Origin of the sequence: Pseudonocardia sp. HH130629-09, assembly GCF_001294645.1 — a bacterium.
Lineage (GTDB): Bacteria > Actinomycetota > Actinomycetes > Mycobacteriales > Pseudonocardiaceae > Pseudonocardia.
The window spans coordinates 1778297-1791087 of record NZ_CP011868.1; the positions used below are offsets into that span (position 1 = coordinate 1778297).

Annotated in this window: 15 protein-coding genes; 13 read left to right on the forward strand and 2 right to left on the reverse strand. The window is 74.6% G+C overall.

From position 1 onward, the window contains the following. Positions 1-2 precede the first annotated feature (2 nt). From XF36_RS08070 to XF36_RS08090, 5 genes are read left to right on the forward strand one after another with little or no spacing between them, the layout of a single operon-like run. On the forward strand, positions 3-797 hold the full coding sequence (locus XF36_RS08070; protein ID WP_060711504.1) for a metallophosphoesterase family protein: 795 nt from the start codon (positions 3-5) through the stop codon (positions 795-797). 20 nt (positions 798-817) lie between these two features. Continuing rightward, positions 818-1255, forward strand: a complete 438-nt coding sequence (locus XF36_RS08075; protein WP_060711505.1) for an SRPBCC family protein — start codon at positions 818-820, stop codon at positions 1253-1255. A 43-nt stretch (positions 1256-1298) separates the two neighbouring features. After that, complete coding sequence (locus tag XF36_RS08080) at positions 1299-2546, forward strand: ArsA family ATPase (protein ID WP_060711506.1); 1248 nt, start codon at positions 1299-1301, stop codon at positions 2544-2546. Continuing rightward, entirely contained in the window at positions 2543-2923 is a 381-nt protein-coding gene (locus tag XF36_RS08085) for a hypothetical protein (RefSeq protein ID WP_060711507.1), read from the forward strand. Before XF36_RS08080 ends, XF36_RS08085 begins: the two co-directional genes overlap by 4 nt. An 8-nt stretch (positions 2924-2931) precedes the next feature. Continuing rightward, entirely contained in the window at positions 2932-3906 is a 975-nt protein-coding gene (locus XF36_RS08090) for an ROK family protein (RefSeq protein WP_060711508.1), read from the forward strand. Between the two features lie 3 nt (positions 3907-3909). On the opposite strand, the gene XF36_RS08095 is transcribed toward XF36_RS08090, so the two are convergent. After that, on the reverse strand, positions 3910-4401 hold the full coding sequence (locus tag XF36_RS08095) for a hypothetical protein (RefSeq protein WP_060711509.1): 492 nt from the start codon (positions 4399-4401) through the stop codon (positions 3910-3912). Between the two features lie 186 nt (positions 4402-4587). On the opposite strand from XF36_RS08095, the gene XF36_RS08100 reads away from it, so the two are divergent. The 3 genes from XF36_RS08100 to XF36_RS08110 are packed head-to-tail and all read left to right on the forward strand — an operon-like array spanning position 4588 to position 7302. After that, the gene (locus XF36_RS08100; protein WP_060711510.1) at positions 4588-5343 is read left to right on the forward strand and encodes a lysophospholipid acyltransferase family protein; all 756 of its coding nucleotides are present in this window, start codon (positions 4588-4590) and stop codon (positions 5341-5343) included. A 26-nt stretch (positions 5344-5369) separates the two neighbouring features. Beyond that, a complete protein-coding gene (locus XF36_RS08105; protein ID WP_060711511.1) occupies positions 5370-5870 on the forward strand; it encodes a polyadenylate-specific 3'-exoribonuclease AS in 501 nt (166 codons plus the stop codon). A gap of 28 nt (positions 5871-5898) precedes the next feature. Beyond that, positions 5899-7302: a class II 3-deoxy-7-phosphoheptulonate synthase gene (locus XF36_RS08110; protein ID WP_020626439.1), complete on the forward strand. Its 1404-nt coding sequence runs from the start codon at positions 5899-5901 to the stop codon at positions 7300-7302. A 112-nt stretch (positions 7303-7414) separates the two neighbouring features. On the opposite strand, the gene XF36_RS08115 is transcribed toward XF36_RS08110, so the two are convergent. Next, complete coding sequence (locus XF36_RS08115) at positions 7415-8431, reverse strand: LacI family DNA-binding transcriptional regulator (RefSeq protein ID WP_064485394.1); 1017 nt, start codon at positions 8429-8431, stop codon at positions 7415-7417. A gap of 117 nt (positions 8432-8548) precedes the next feature. Here XF36_RS08115 and XF36_RS08120 point away from each other — a divergent pair, with 117 nt between their 5' ends. The 5 genes from XF36_RS08120 to XF36_RS08140 are packed head-to-tail and all read left to right on the forward strand — an operon-like array spanning position 8549 to position 12738. Further along, positions 8549-9526 carry a nucleoside hydrolase gene (locus XF36_RS08120; RefSeq protein WP_060711513.1) on the forward strand — a complete coding sequence of 326 codons (978 nt, stop codon included), beginning with the start codon at positions 8549-8551 and terminating at the stop codon, positions 9524-9526. After that, entirely contained in the window at positions 9523-10947 is a 1425-nt protein-coding gene (locus tag XF36_RS08125; RefSeq protein ID WP_060711514.1) for an MFS transporter, read from the forward strand. The genes XF36_RS08120 and XF36_RS08125 overlap by 4 nt, the downstream gene beginning before the upstream one ends. Then, the gene (locus XF36_RS08130) at positions 10944-11540 is read left to right on the forward strand and encodes a PfkB family carbohydrate kinase (RefSeq protein ID WP_082375258.1); all 597 of its coding nucleotides are present in this window, start codon (positions 10944-10946) and stop codon (positions 11538-11540) included. The genes XF36_RS08125 and XF36_RS08130 overlap by 4 nt, the downstream gene beginning before the upstream one ends. A 2-nt stretch (positions 11541-11542) precedes the next feature. Further along, a complete protein-coding gene (locus XF36_RS08135; RefSeq protein ID WP_060710840.1) occupies positions 11543-11833 on the forward strand; it encodes a transposase in 291 nt (96 codons plus the stop codon). Further along, a complete protein-coding gene (locus XF36_RS08140; protein ID WP_060711515.1) occupies positions 11830-12738 on the forward strand; it encodes an IS3 family transposase in 909 nt (302 codons plus the stop codon). The genes XF36_RS08135 and XF36_RS08140 overlap by 4 nt, the downstream gene beginning before the upstream one ends. Positions 12739-12791: the final 53 nt, after the last annotated feature.

Here is a 12791-nt window from a genome sequence, read left to right on the forward strand (position 1 = left end):
GCGTGCGGCTGCACGTCGTCACCGACGTCCACGGCGCCACCACGCCGCTCGCCCGCGCCGCCGAGGGTGCCGACGGCGTGCTCGTGCTCGGTGACCTGCTGGAGTTCATCGACTACCGCGACCCGGCCAACGGGATCATCTCCCGGCTGCTCGGGTCGGAGGTGGCCGCCGAGTTCGGCCGGATGCGCCGGATCGGGGCGCCGCGCACGCAGATGCTGGGCCTGCTGGAGCGTTCCTGGGCCCGGTTCACCGACCCGGCGGCCGCCGTCGCCGAGGCCGTCGCCGCCCAGTACGCCGAGGTCTTCGGGGTGCTGGGCGGCCTCGGGGTGCCGGTGTGGGCGATCCCCGGCAACGTCGACGTCCCCGACGCCTGGCCCGAGACCGAGGGCGTCACCCGCGCCGACGGACGGGTGGCCGAGATCGGTGGCCGCCGGTTCGGCTTCCTCGGCGGGGTGCCGCTGCCGCCCGGGGTCGACCCGCGCCGCACCGGCCCCTGGCAGCCGCACTTCGTGGCCCACGAGGAATGGACCGCCCGCCTGGACGCGCTTGGCCCGGCCGACGTGCTGTGCACCCACGTCCCGCCGGCGCTCCCGGGCCTGACCTACGACGTCGTCACCCGCCGCGCCGAGATCGCCAGTCTCCCGCTGGCCGCGCGGATCCGGGCCGAGCAGCCCTCGAACGCGCTGTTCGGCCACGTGCACCAGCCGCTGCGCCGCCGTACCCGGGTCGGCCGAACCGAGTGCGTCAACGCCGGACACTTCCGTGCGCACGGCACGCCCTACGTGCTCCGGTTCTGACCACCGGATAGCCTCCCGCCATGGCCGACGCGACCTCGTCCTCGATCCACATCGACGCCCCGCCGGAGCGGGTCACGGCGGTGATCGCGGACTTCGCGTCCTACCCCGAGTGGACCGACCAGATCACCAGCGTCGAGATCCTCGACGCCGGTGCCGACGGCCGCGCCCGCCAGGTCCGCTTCGCGATGGACGCCGGGGCCATCAAGGACACCTACACCCTCGACTACGACTGGGCCGCCGACGACCGCTCGGTGTCGTGGACGCTGGTCAAGGGCGGCATCCAGCGAGCCCAGGACGGCGCGTACCGGCTGGTCGGCGACGCCGGCGGCACCACCGTCACCTACGAGCTCAGCGTCGAGGTCAACTTCCCGATGATCGGGATGCTCCGTCGCAAGGCGGAGAAAGTGATCATCGACGCGGCCCTGAAGGGGCTCAAGCGCCGCGTCGAGAAGGGCTGAGCCGGTCGGCGGCGACCCGGACACGATCGTTAGGCTCCGCGCTGTGCGTGTGGTGCTCTTCACCGGCAAGGGCGGGGTCGGCAAGACGACCCTGGCCGCCGCGACGGCCGCGCACGTCGCCGGGACCGGGCGGTCGGCGCTGGTCGTGTCCACCGACCCGGCGCACTCCCTCGGCGACGCGCTGGACGCCGAGCTGGGCGCCGATCCCACCGAGGTCACCGACAACCTGTGGGGCGCCCACATCGAGGCCCGCCACCTGCTCGAGGGCGCCTGGGGGGACCTGCAGGGGCACCTGCGCACGATGCTCGCCGGGGCCGGGGTGGACGAGCTCGTCGCCGACGAGCTGACCGTGCTGCCCGGCGTCGAGGACCTGCTCGCGCTCGTCGAGGTGCAGCGCTTCGCCGACTCCGGCCGCTTCGACGTCGTCGTCGTCGACTGCGGGCCGACCGCGGAGACGCTGCGGCTGCTCACCCTGCCCGAGGCGCTGTCGGGTTACCTGGAGCGGCTGTTCCCCGCGCACCGGCGCGCCGTGCGCGGTCTGGTCGCCGGACTCGCCGGCGCGAAGGCCGACGGCGCGGGCTGGGAGCGCACCGTCGACGCGCTCGGTGTGCTGGCCGAACAGCTGCGTGGGCTGCGCGGCCTGCTCGCGGACCGCTCCCGCACCTCGATCCGGCTGGTGCTGACCCCGGAGCGGGTCGTCGCGGCCGAGACCCGCCGGACCCTGACCGCGCTCGCGCTGCACGAGCTGCGGGTCGACGGGCTGCTGGCGAACCGGGTGATGCCGGGTCCGCCGCCGTCGCTGCGCGGGCCCGCCGCCCGCTGGCTGCGCGAGCGGGCCGCCGAGCAGCAGTCCGTGCTCGCCGAGCTGGGCGAGCTCGGCGCGGACGTGCCGGTGACGGCGGTCCGCTACACCGCCGCCGAGCCGACCGGCGTCGCCGCTCTGCGCGAGCTGGCCCACTCCGTCTACGGCGAGGACGACCCCGCGGGCACTACCGACGACGCCCCGTCGCGGCCGCTGATGGAGCTCCGGCGCACCGCCGGTCACGGGGTCTCCGCCGACACCGAGTTCGAGCTCGACGTGGCGCTGCCCGGCGCACAGGACGCGCCGCTGGACCTCGCCCGGGTCGGCGACGACATGGTCGTCGGCATCGGGTTCTCCCGGCGCGTGGTCTCGCTGCCGTCGGTACTGCGCCGCTGCGAGGCCACCGGCGCCCGGCTGGAGGGCCACGGCTCCGACGCCCGCCTCGTGATCTCCTTCGTCCCCGACCCGGGCACCTGGATGACCTCGTGAGCGGCCGCGACACCCAGGGCGGCACCCACTGCGGCACCCACGGCGCCATCCCGGAGGACCTGCGGGTCACCGCGGTGGCGCTGCTCGACCGGCTGCGCACCGCCGCCGAGGCCATGTCGGACTCGCTGCAGGCCACGGGCGTCGAACCCGGCCCCGGCGCCGCGGGCTCCTGCACCGCCTGTCCGGTGTGCGCGCTGATCGCCGTCGTCCGGGGGGAGCGCTCGGAGCTGGTCACCCGGCTCGCCGACCACGCCACCGGGCTGCTCGCCGTGCTCGTCGCACTGTTGGAGGAGGCCGCCCCGCCCGCGCGCCGGGAGTCCCGACGGCCGCAGGGCAGCGGTCGCTCCGTCCAGCGGATCGTGGTGCACCGGACGTGAGCCCCCGGATGTCCGACGTCCGCACCATCGGGGTGGACGTCGGGGGCACCAGCGTGCGTGCGGGCGTCGTCGACGCCGAGGGCGGGATCCTCGACACCGCCTCCGCGCCGACCCCGCGCACCGACGACACGCTGGAGGCCGCCATCGCCGGCGCGGTCGAGGAGCTGCGGCGCCGGCACACCGTCGCCGCCGTCGGGCTCGCGCTCGCCGGGTTCGTCGAGGCCCCCCGCGGGCTGGTCCGCTACGCCCCGCACCTGTCCTGGCGCGACGCCCCGGTCGCCGAGCGGATCGGCGCCCGGCTCGGCGGGATCCCGGTCGTCGTGGAGCACGACGCGAACTCCGCCGCGCTCGCCGAACGCCGCTACGGCGCCGCGGCGGGCGCGTCGGTGGCGCTGGTCGTCGCGCTGGGCACCGGGATCGGCGGTGCCCTGCTGCTCGACGGCGAGCTGTACCGCGGCGCGCACGGCGTTGCCCCCGAGCTCGGGCACCTGCGGGTCGTCCCGGAGGGGCGGGCCTGCCCGTGCGGCAAGCGCGGCTGCTGGGAGCGCTACTGCAGCGGGACCGCGCTCGGCGCCACCGCGCTGGAGATGCTCTCGGGCGGCGACGTGCCCGGCCCGTCCGGCCTGGCCCGGGAGGCCGCCGTCGACCCGGGGCGGGTCACCGGCAAGCGGGTCGCCGCCGCCGCCCGCGAGGGCGACCCGGTCGCCCGCGCCGCCCTCGACGACATGGGGCGCTGGCTGGGGGAGGGGCTCTCGCTCGTCGCGGACGTCTTCGACCCGGACCTCGTGGTGATCGCCGGCGGGGTGTCGGCGTCGGCGCCGCTGTTCCTCGACGCCGCCCGCGAGCACTACTCCCGCATCCTCACCGGCGCGGGCAACCGGCCGCTGGCCCGGATCCGGACCGCGCAGCTCGGCGCGGCCGCCGCCGTCGTGGGCGCGGCGACGCTGGCCCGGGAGAGCCTGCGGGCCGACGCCCGGCGCTGAGCGCTACAGCCGCGAGCCGTCGTCCCAGGGGTCGGGGCCCTCGTCGGTGTCCGGGCTCCACAGCCGCAGCAGCAACCAGCCCAGCCCGGCCGCGATGAGCACCAGCCCCAGCGGCAGTGGCCAGGTCCCGCCGACGCCGACCAGCCCCGGCGCGACGCACAGCAGCAGCCCCACCGCGATCAGCCCGCCACCCACGACGGCCGGGGGGCCCGGCCGCGGCAGCGGCGGCGGCTCCGGCGGGTGGTAGTGGTCCTCCGGGTCGGCGTCGGCCCCGCCTCCCGGGGGCGGGACCGCGGGGCCCGGACGGTGCACGGGGCGGTCCGCCGCGGCGCCCGTGGCGTCGCCGGTCTCTGTGCGGTCCGCCCGGTCGGCCCGCTCGACGGGCTCGGAGGGCCAGTCCGGCACCGAGCCCTCGTCGCGCCAGGCGGAGACGATCGCGTCGAAGTCGTCGTCGGGCCGGTCCTCGCGGTCACGCGCGGGGTCTGCGGAGCTCATCCCGGTCCGTCCCTCCCCGCTCGCGGCGGCTCCCATCCTGTCACGGCCGGTGTCCCGCCCGACACTGCCCACGGGCCCGCGCGGGCCACCGCGGGGCGTGCCCGGCCACGGTGACCACAGCCCCGTTGTGAGGAGGTGTCGACGCTCCGTAGGCTGTCGCCGAAGTCGGTAGGGAGGCAGCGCAGGGTGCTGTACTGGTGGTCCAAGTTCGTGCTGCTCGGCCCGTTGATGAGGCTGTGCTGCCGGCCGGAGGTGCGCGGTGCCGAGAGCGTGCCCGCCGGCTCCGGCGCGATCCTCGCCAGCAACCACCTCGCGGTGGCCGACTCGTTCTTCCTGCCGCTGATGCTGCCGCGGCGGGTGACCTTCCTCGCCAAGCGCGAGTACTTCACCGAGCCCGGGATCCGCGGCTGGTTCAAGAAACAGTTCTTCACCGGCGTCGGACAGGTCCCGGTGGACCGCTCCGGGGGGTCCGCGGCACGCGCCGCGATGGACACCGCGGTGCGGCTGCTGAACGAGGGCAAGCTGCTCGGCATCTACCCGGAGGGCACCCGGTCGCCCGACGGGCGCCTCTACAAGGGCAAGACCGGCGTCGCCCGGATGGCCCTGGAGGCCGGGGTGCCGGTCATTCCGGTCGCGATGGTGGGCACCGACCGGGTCAACCCCATCGGCTCGAAGATGTGGCGCCCGCGCAAGGTGCGGATCGTGATCGGTGAGCCGCTGGACTTCTCCCGCTACGAGGGCATGGCGGGGGACCGGTTCATCGAGCGCTCCATGACCGACGAGATCATGTACGCGCTGATGGAGCTGTCCGGGCAGACCTACGTCGACCTGTACGCGACGTCGGTCAAGGAGAAGGCCGCGGCCGGTGCGCCGCCGCCGGCCCCGTCGCGCCAGAGCCTGCCGCGGCCGGACGCGAACGTGCCCGACTCCCGCGCCTCCTGACCGGCTCCGGTAGACAGGACGGCACCATGCGCTTCTTCTACGACACCGAGTTCATCGAGGACGGCACGACGATCGACCTGGTGTCGATCGGGATCGTCGGCGAGGACGGCCGCGAGTTCTACGCCGTGTCCACCGAGTTCGACCCGGACCGGGCCGGCAAGTGGGTGCGGGCCAACGTCCTGCCCAAGCTGCCCTCGCCCAGCGACCGGGCCTGGATGTCACGGGCCCGGATGCGCGAGGAGATCCTCGACTTCTGCACCGGCGCCCCCGGTGACGTCGAGCTGTGGGCCTGGATCGCCGCCTACGATCACGTCGCGCTGTGCCAGCTGTGGGGCGCGATGCCCGCGCTGCCGCGCCCGATCCCGCGCTTCACCCGCGAGCTGCGCCAGCGGTGGGAGGACGCGGGCCGCCCGGCACTGCCCCCGCCGCCCGCCCAGGCGCACGACGCGCTCGCCGACGCCCGGCACAACCTGCGGCGCTGGGAAGTGATCGCCGAGACCCTCGCGACGGGGGCCGCGCCCCGGTAGGGATCGGCCGCGGCCTAGGCTGGACCACGTGAACTGGTCCGTCGACGCGCCGATCGACGTCCTCCCGGAGCTGCCGCCGCTGCCCGCGGACCTGCGCTCCGCGCTGGACGACGCGCTCTCCCGCCCTGCCGCCCAGCAGCCCGAGTGGCCCGACCCGTCGCAGGTGGGCGACGTGCGGAAGGTCCTCGAGTCCGTCCCGCCGGTGGTGCTGCCCCCGGAGGTCGACCGGCTGCAGTCCCGGCTCGCCGACGTCGCGAACGGCGAGGCGTTCCTGCTGCAGGGCGGCGACTGCGCCGAGACCTTCGTCGACAACACCGAGCCGCACATCCGGGCGACGATCCGCACGCTGCTGCAGATGGCCGTCGTGCTGACCTACGGCGCCTCGATGCCGGTGGTCAAGGTCGGCCGGATCGCCGGGCAGTACGCCAAGCCGCGCAGCTCCCCGATCGACGCGGCCGGGCTGCCGTCCTACCGCGGGGACATCGTCAACGGTCTCGCCCCGGACCCGCAGGGCCGGATCCCGGACCCGTCGCGCATGGTGCGTGCCTACGCGAACGCCTCCGCGGCGATGAACCTGGTCCGCGGCCTGACCGCGACCGGCCTAGCCGACCTGTCCAAGGTGCACGACTGGAACAAGGACTTCGTCCGCACCTCCGCCGCGGGCGTGCGCTACGAGGCCGTCGCCGCCGAGATCGACCGCGCGGTCCGCTTCATGGACGCCTGCGGGGTGCGCGACCACAACCTGCACCAGGTCGAGTTCTACGCCAGCCACGAGGCACTGCTGCTGGACTACGAGCGCGCCATGCTGCGCCTGGACCTCGAGCGCGACCCCACCGGCGGGGAGGCCCCGAAGCTCTACGACCTGTCGACGCACTTCCTCTGGATCGGGGAGCGGACCCGCCAGCTCGACGGCGCGCACGTCGCGTTCGCGGAGCTGCTGGCCAACCCGATCGGGATGAAGATCGGCCCGACGACGACGCCCGACCAGGCCGTCGAGTACGTCGAGCGGCTCGACCCGCACAACCGCCCCGGCCGGCTGTCGCTCATCTCCCGGATGGGCAACGACAAGGTCCGCGACGTGCTCCCGGCGATCGTCGAGAAGGTCACCGCCTCCGGGCACAAGGTCATCTGGCAGTGCGACCCGATGCACGGCAACACCCACGAGGCCTCGACCGGCTACAAGACCCGCCACTTCGACCGGATCGTCGACGAGGTGCAGGGCTTCTTCGAGGTGCACCGCTCGCTCGGCACCCACCCCGGCGGCATCCACGTCGAGGTCACCGGCGAGGACGTCACCGAGTGCCTCGGCGGTGCGCAGCGGATCTCCGACACCGACCTCGCCGGCCGGTACGAGACCGCCTGCGACCCGCGGCTGAACACCCAGCAGAGCCTGGAGCTGGCGTTCCTCGTCGCGGAGATGCTGCGCGGCTGACCTGCCTTCGTCGATCGGTACCTCAGCGCTGCTCCGGCCGGTCCGGACCACGCTCAGGTACTGATCGACGGGAAGCGGGCCGCCCGTACCCCGACGCGCGGGGCGCCCGGGATCAGGCGCCGGTGCTGGCCCGGGCCGCCAGGCGCGACGGCAGGCGGGGGGCGACGCCGTAGCCGTCGGCGCCGGCGAGCACCCCGGCCAGGCGCTGCGCGGCGGCCCGGCCGAGCTCCTCGGCGGGCAGCGCCACGCTCGTCAGCGCCGGCGCGGTCACCTGCGAGTACGGCAGGTCGTCGAACCCGGCGACGGCGATGTCCCCCGGCACGTCCAGCCCGAGCCGGTGCGCGGCGGCGAGGACGCCGTAGGCCATCGTGTCCGCCGCCGCGACGACCGCGGTCGCCCCGGCCGCCCGCCAGCGCGGCAGTGCCTCGGCGCTGACGTCGGCGGCCGAGTCGAGGGTCAGCCCGGCCCGGGTGCCGTCGTCGAGGACCCGCAGGCCGTGCGCGGCGGCGACCCGCGACAGCAGCTCGCGGCGCACGGTGAAGGTGGCCGAGGGCGTCGACCCCTCCAGGTAGGCGATCGTCGTGTGCCCGGCCGCGGCGAGGTGCGCGACCAGCGCGCGCACGCCCGGCTCCAGGTCGAAGGTCACCGTGGCCGCGCGGCTCTCGAAACCGGGGGCGTCCATCAGGACCATCGGCGGGCCGCCGGGCTCGAGGTCGTCGAGGAACGTCGGCGACGGCGCGTGGACCAGCAGCCCGGCCGGCCGGAACGCCGCGACCCGGCGGACGTCGTCGGCGCCGGGCTGTTCGCCGCCCTCGATCACCGACAGCATCAGCGGGTGCCTGCTGCCCAGCGCCGCCCGGATCCCGGTGGTGACCCGCCCGAAGTAGGGGTTGGGGAGATCCGGGGCGAGCAGCACGACGAGGTCGGTGGTACCGCGGGCGAGCGAACTCGCCGCGTGATCGACCACGTAGCCCAGCTCGTCGACCGCGGCCCGGACCCGGTCGGTGATCACCTCCGACACCCGCCCACGCGACTTGCCGTTCACCACCAGCGACACGGTGGACACGCTCGTCCCCGCCCGCCGGGCCACCATCGCCGCCGTCACCCGCCGGCCCACCGGTCCTGCCATTGGGCGAGCGTACCCGGACGCGCCACACATCAAGCGCTTGACGTCATGCGCTTGACCAGTCACAGTCGACACGTCCGGAGCCCCGGACGGCCGCGACGACGAGGTAGGACACCGGAGATGACCGAGAAGATCGTCCTGGACTGCGATCCGGGCCACGACGACGCGATCGCGCTGCTGCTCGCCCACGGCGACCCGCGGATCGAGCTGCTCGCCGTCACCACGGTCGTCGGGAACCAGACGCTGGACAAGGTGACGCGCAACGCACTGTCGGTCGCGACCCTGGCCGGGATCACCGGCGTGCCGTTCGCGGCCGGCGCCGACCGCCCGCTGCTGCGGGAGATCGCCGTCGCCGCCGACATCCACGGCGAGTCCGGGCTGGACGGCCCGGAGCTGCCCGCCCCGGCGTTCACCACGGTGGACACCCACGCCGTGGACCTCATCGTGGAGACCGTGCTCGCCCACGATCCGGGCACGGTCACCCTCGTCCCCACCGGCGGTCTGACCAACATCGCGCTCGCCGCCCGGCGCGCCCCCGAGATCGTCGGACGGGTCAAGCGGGTGGTGCTGATGGGCGGCGGCGTCGCCGTCGGCAACCGGACCCCGGTGGCCGAGTTCAACATCGCCATCGACCCCGAGGCCGCCGCGATCGTGTTCGAGGCGGGCTGGGAGGTGGTCATGGTCGGGCTCGACCTGACCCACCAGGCGCTGGCCGGTCCCGAGGTGCGCCGCGCGATCCGCGCCGTCGGGACCGGCCCGGCGCGCTTCGTCGACGAGCTGCTCGACTTCTTCGCCGCCACCTACCGCGACGTGCAGGGCTTCGACGCCCCGCCGGTGCACGACCCGTGCGCGGTCGCCCACGTCATCGACCCAACGATCGTCCGGGCGTTCCCGATGCCGATCGTCGTCGAGACCGCGGGCCGGCACACCACCGGGATGACGGTCGCCGACCGGCGCGGTCCGGCCCCGCAGGGGTGCCGCACCCACGCCGCGCTGGAGCTCGACCACGCCCGCTTCTGGGGGCTGGTCGTGGACGCGCTGCGCACCATCGGCGACCCGGGCCCCGCCCTCCTCGCTGCGACGGAGCAGATCGCATGACCACCCCCGACCGCCGCCCGGTCGTCACCCTCGTCGTGGCGGTGCTGGCCGCCTGCGTGGCGTTCCAGCTCAACGCCTCCATGCTCAGCCCCGCGCTGGTCACCATGGCCCGCGAGCTGGGCACCGACGACGCCACCGTCGGCCTGTCCCAGACGATGTTCTTCACCCTCGCGGCGATGTTCTCGCTGTTCCTCCCGCGGCTGTCCGACATCGCGGGGCGCCGCAGGGTGCTGCTGGTGATGCTCGCGGTCATGCTGTTCGGCAGCGTCGTCGCCGCCCTCGCCGTCAGCGTGCCGATGCTGTTCGCCGGTCGGATCCTGCAGGGCATCACCGGGCCGGTCGTCCCGATCTGCCTGCTCATGCTGCGCAGCGAGGTCGCCGACCCGCGCCGCTACGGGGTCGTGCTCGGGCTGATCACCGCCGTCAACGGCGGCGTCGCCGGTCTCGACGCACTGCTCGGCGGCTGGCTGGCCACCCACCACGGCTTCCGCTCGATCTTCTGGGTCATCGCCGCGGTCACCGTCGTCGCGCTGGTGCTCGTCGCCGTGTGGGGTGTGGAGTCCCGCCCCTCGGAGGGCGCCCGGATGGACTGGCGCGGGGTCGTGCCGTTGGTCGTCGCGGTCGGCGCGCTGCTGCTGGCCTTCGACGAGGCCGCTGCGCTGTCCGACGCGAGCTGGGGCCTGGTCGCCGGGTACGCGCTGCTCGCCGTCGTCGCCGCGGTGGTGTTCTGGCGGCTGCAGGGCCGCACCGCGCAGCCGCTCGTCGCACCCGAGGACCTGCGCCGGCGCGCGACCTGGGCCACACTCGGCACCACGCTGCTGACCATGACCGGCGTGTTCGCCGTGGTCAACGGCCTGGTCGCCTCGATCGCCCAGAACCCCACGGCCGGGTTCGGGCTCGGCGCGGACCTCACCGCGCTGGCGCTGCTCGCCCCCTACGCCCTGATCGGCTGGCTGGTCGGGCCGTTCGCCGGTCGGCTGGCCCCGGTGCTCGGCTACCGCACGGTGCTGCGGGTCGGGCTGGCCGGCAGCGTCGTCGCCACCGTGCTGCTGGCGGTGGTGGGGGTGCACTCGTTCCCGGTGCTGGTCGTCGCGACGCTGCTGCTCGGCGTCACCTACGCCGGCATCGCCAACATCATGCTCAACGGCCTGGGCGTGCTGCTCTCGCCCGCCGACCGGCCCGGCATGCTCCCCGGGCTCAACGCCGGCGCGTTCAACCTGGGCGCCGGGATCAGCTTCGTGGTGCTGCCCGCGGTGCAGGTCGCCGTCGGCGGTGCCGAGCAGACCGGGGTCGGCGGCTACGCCGCGGGCATGGGCGTCGGGGCCGCGTGCACCGCGGGCGCGTTCGCGCTGTCGCTGCTCATCCCGCGTCCGGCCGCGGCCGAGACCGGCGCCGCACACGACGCGGTGGACGCCCGATGAGCCGGGTCCTGGTCGTCGGCTCGCTCAACGCGGACCTGGTGGTGCGCACCGAGCGCTTCCCCGGACCGGGGGAGACCGTGGCCGGGGAGGACCTGACGGTGGGCCCTGGCGGCAAGGGGGCCAACCAGGCCGTCGCCGCCGCCCGGCTCGGCGCCGGCGCCGGGGTCGGCGTGGGCATGGTCGGCGCGATCGGCGACGACGACCACGGCCGCACCGTGCGCGACGCCGTCGCCGCCGCGGGCGCCGACGTCGACCGGGTCGCGGTGCGGGCCGGCACGGCCACCGGCACCGCGGTCATCACCGTCGATGCCGCGGGCGACAACACGATCGTCGTCTCGCCAGGGGCCAACGCCACCCTGGGGGCGGGGGACCTGCCCGCCTTCGACGACGTCGCGGTGCTGACGCTGTGCCTGGAGATCCCCACCCCGACGGTGCTGGCCGCCGCCCGGGCCGCCCGCGCCGCGGGGACCACCGTGCTGCTCAACCTCTCGCCCTACGCCCCGGTGCCCCCGGAGCTGCTCGACGCCACCGACGTGCTCGTCGTCAACGTGCGGTTCCCCCATGATCGGGGAGGCATCAGCTATAAGGGGTAGCGATGCCAGAGGTACGGAAGCGCTACGACCGGGAGTTCCGTGACGGAGCGGTCCGGGTCGTGGAGGAGACGGGCAAGCCGATCGCCCAGGTCGCCCGTGACCTGGGGGTCAACGAGGGCACGCTGGGCAACTGGGTGGCCCGTGCACGAGAGGCCCGCGAGGACACCGAGGGCCTGTCTCGCGGCGGCGTCGAGGAGCTCAAGCGGCTGCGCGCGGAGAACGCCGAGCTGCGGATGGAGCGTGATGTCCTCAAGCGATCCGTGGTCCTGTGGGTCAAGGAGGCGACGAAGTGAGCGTGGCCCGTTTCATCGCCGACCAGAGGACCTTCCACCGGGTGCCGCACACGCTGGCCTGCGCCCTGTTGGGGGTGTCGATCTCCTGGCTGTACAAGTGGCTCGACCGCGCCGCGCGTTCCGACGGTGGTGCCACCGCGACCGAGAAGCGCCGCTGTGCGTGGGACGCCGCCGTGGCCGTGGCGTTCGACGACGCCCAGCGGCTACACGGCTCACCCCGTCTGCACGCCGACCTGTGTGAGGCCGGATGGTGGGTGTCGGAGAAGACCGTGGCGGACTCGATGCGCCGCCAGGGCCTGGTCGCCCGCCGGATCAAGCGGCACAACGGGCTGACCCGCCAGGACCGCACGGCGCCGAAGTTCCCGGACCTGCTTCGTCGGGGTTTCACTGCGGCCGAGCCGAACCGCAGATGGGTCGGGGACATGACCGAGATCCCCACCGCGGCCGGGAAGTTGTATCTGGCCACGGTGATCGACCTGTACTCGCGGCGGCTGCTCGGCGCGGCCACGGGGCTGCACCCGAACGCCGAGCTGGCGTGTGCGGCGATCCGGATGGCGGTGGCGGCCCGCGGCGGGGCGGACCGAATCGCCGGGGTGATCTTCCACACCGACCGCGGGTCGACCTACACCGCGGGCGCGTTCACCGCTCTGTGTCGGCGGCTCGACATCCGTCAGTCGATGGGCCGGGTCGGGTCGTGTTTCGACAATGCCGCGGCGGAGGCGTTCTTCTCCAGCCTGGAGTGGGAAGTGCTGTCCCGCAACGACTTCGACACCATCAGTAGGGCGCGGGCGGCGGTCATCGACTGGTGTTACGGCTTCTACAACCACCGGCGGCGACACAGTGCCGCCGCCGGGCTCTCACCGATCAACTACGAGAACGCCGCCCTCACCCGAGACGCGGCATAAGAACCCTCCACGATCTCGGGGGAACCGCAACGAGCACGAGGCCGCGCTGCTGG

Bases quoted from the DNA above. Each gene is read 5' to 3' on its own strand.
- XF36_RS08075 (WP_060711505.1), top strand. From the start codon at position 818: ATGGCCGACGCGACCTCGTCCTCGATCCACATCGACGCCCCGCCGGAG.
- XF36_RS08090 (WP_060711508.1), top strand. From the start codon at position 2,932: ATGTCCGACGTCCGCACCATCGGGGTGGACGTCGGGGGCACCAGCGTG.
- XF36_RS08095 (WP_060711509.1), bottom strand. From the start codon at position 4,401: ATGAGCTCCGCAGACCCCGCGCGTGACCGCGAGGACCGGCCCGACGAC.
- XF36_RS08105 (WP_060711511.1), top strand. From the start codon at position 5,370: ATGCGCTTCTTCTACGACACCGAGTTCATCGAGGACGGCACGACGATC.
- XF36_RS08115 (WP_064485394.1), bottom strand. From the start codon at position 8,431: ATGGCAGGACCGGTGGGCCGGCGGGTGACGGCGGCGATGGTGGCCCGG.
- XF36_RS08120 (WP_060711513.1), top strand. From the start codon at position 8,549: ATGACCGAGAAGATCGTCCTGGACTGCGATCCGGGCCACGACGACGCG.
- XF36_RS08125 (WP_060711514.1), top strand. From the start codon at position 9,523: ATGACCACCCCCGACCGCCGCCCGGTCGTCACCCTCGTCGTGGCGGTG.
- XF36_RS08130 (WP_082375258.1), top strand. From the start codon at position 10,944: ATGAGCCGGGTCCTGGTCGTCGGCTCGCTCAACGCGGACCTGGTGGTG.
- XF36_RS08135 (WP_060710840.1), top strand. From the start codon at position 11,543: ATGCCAGAGGTACGGAAGCGCTACGACCGGGAGTTCCGTGACGGAGCG.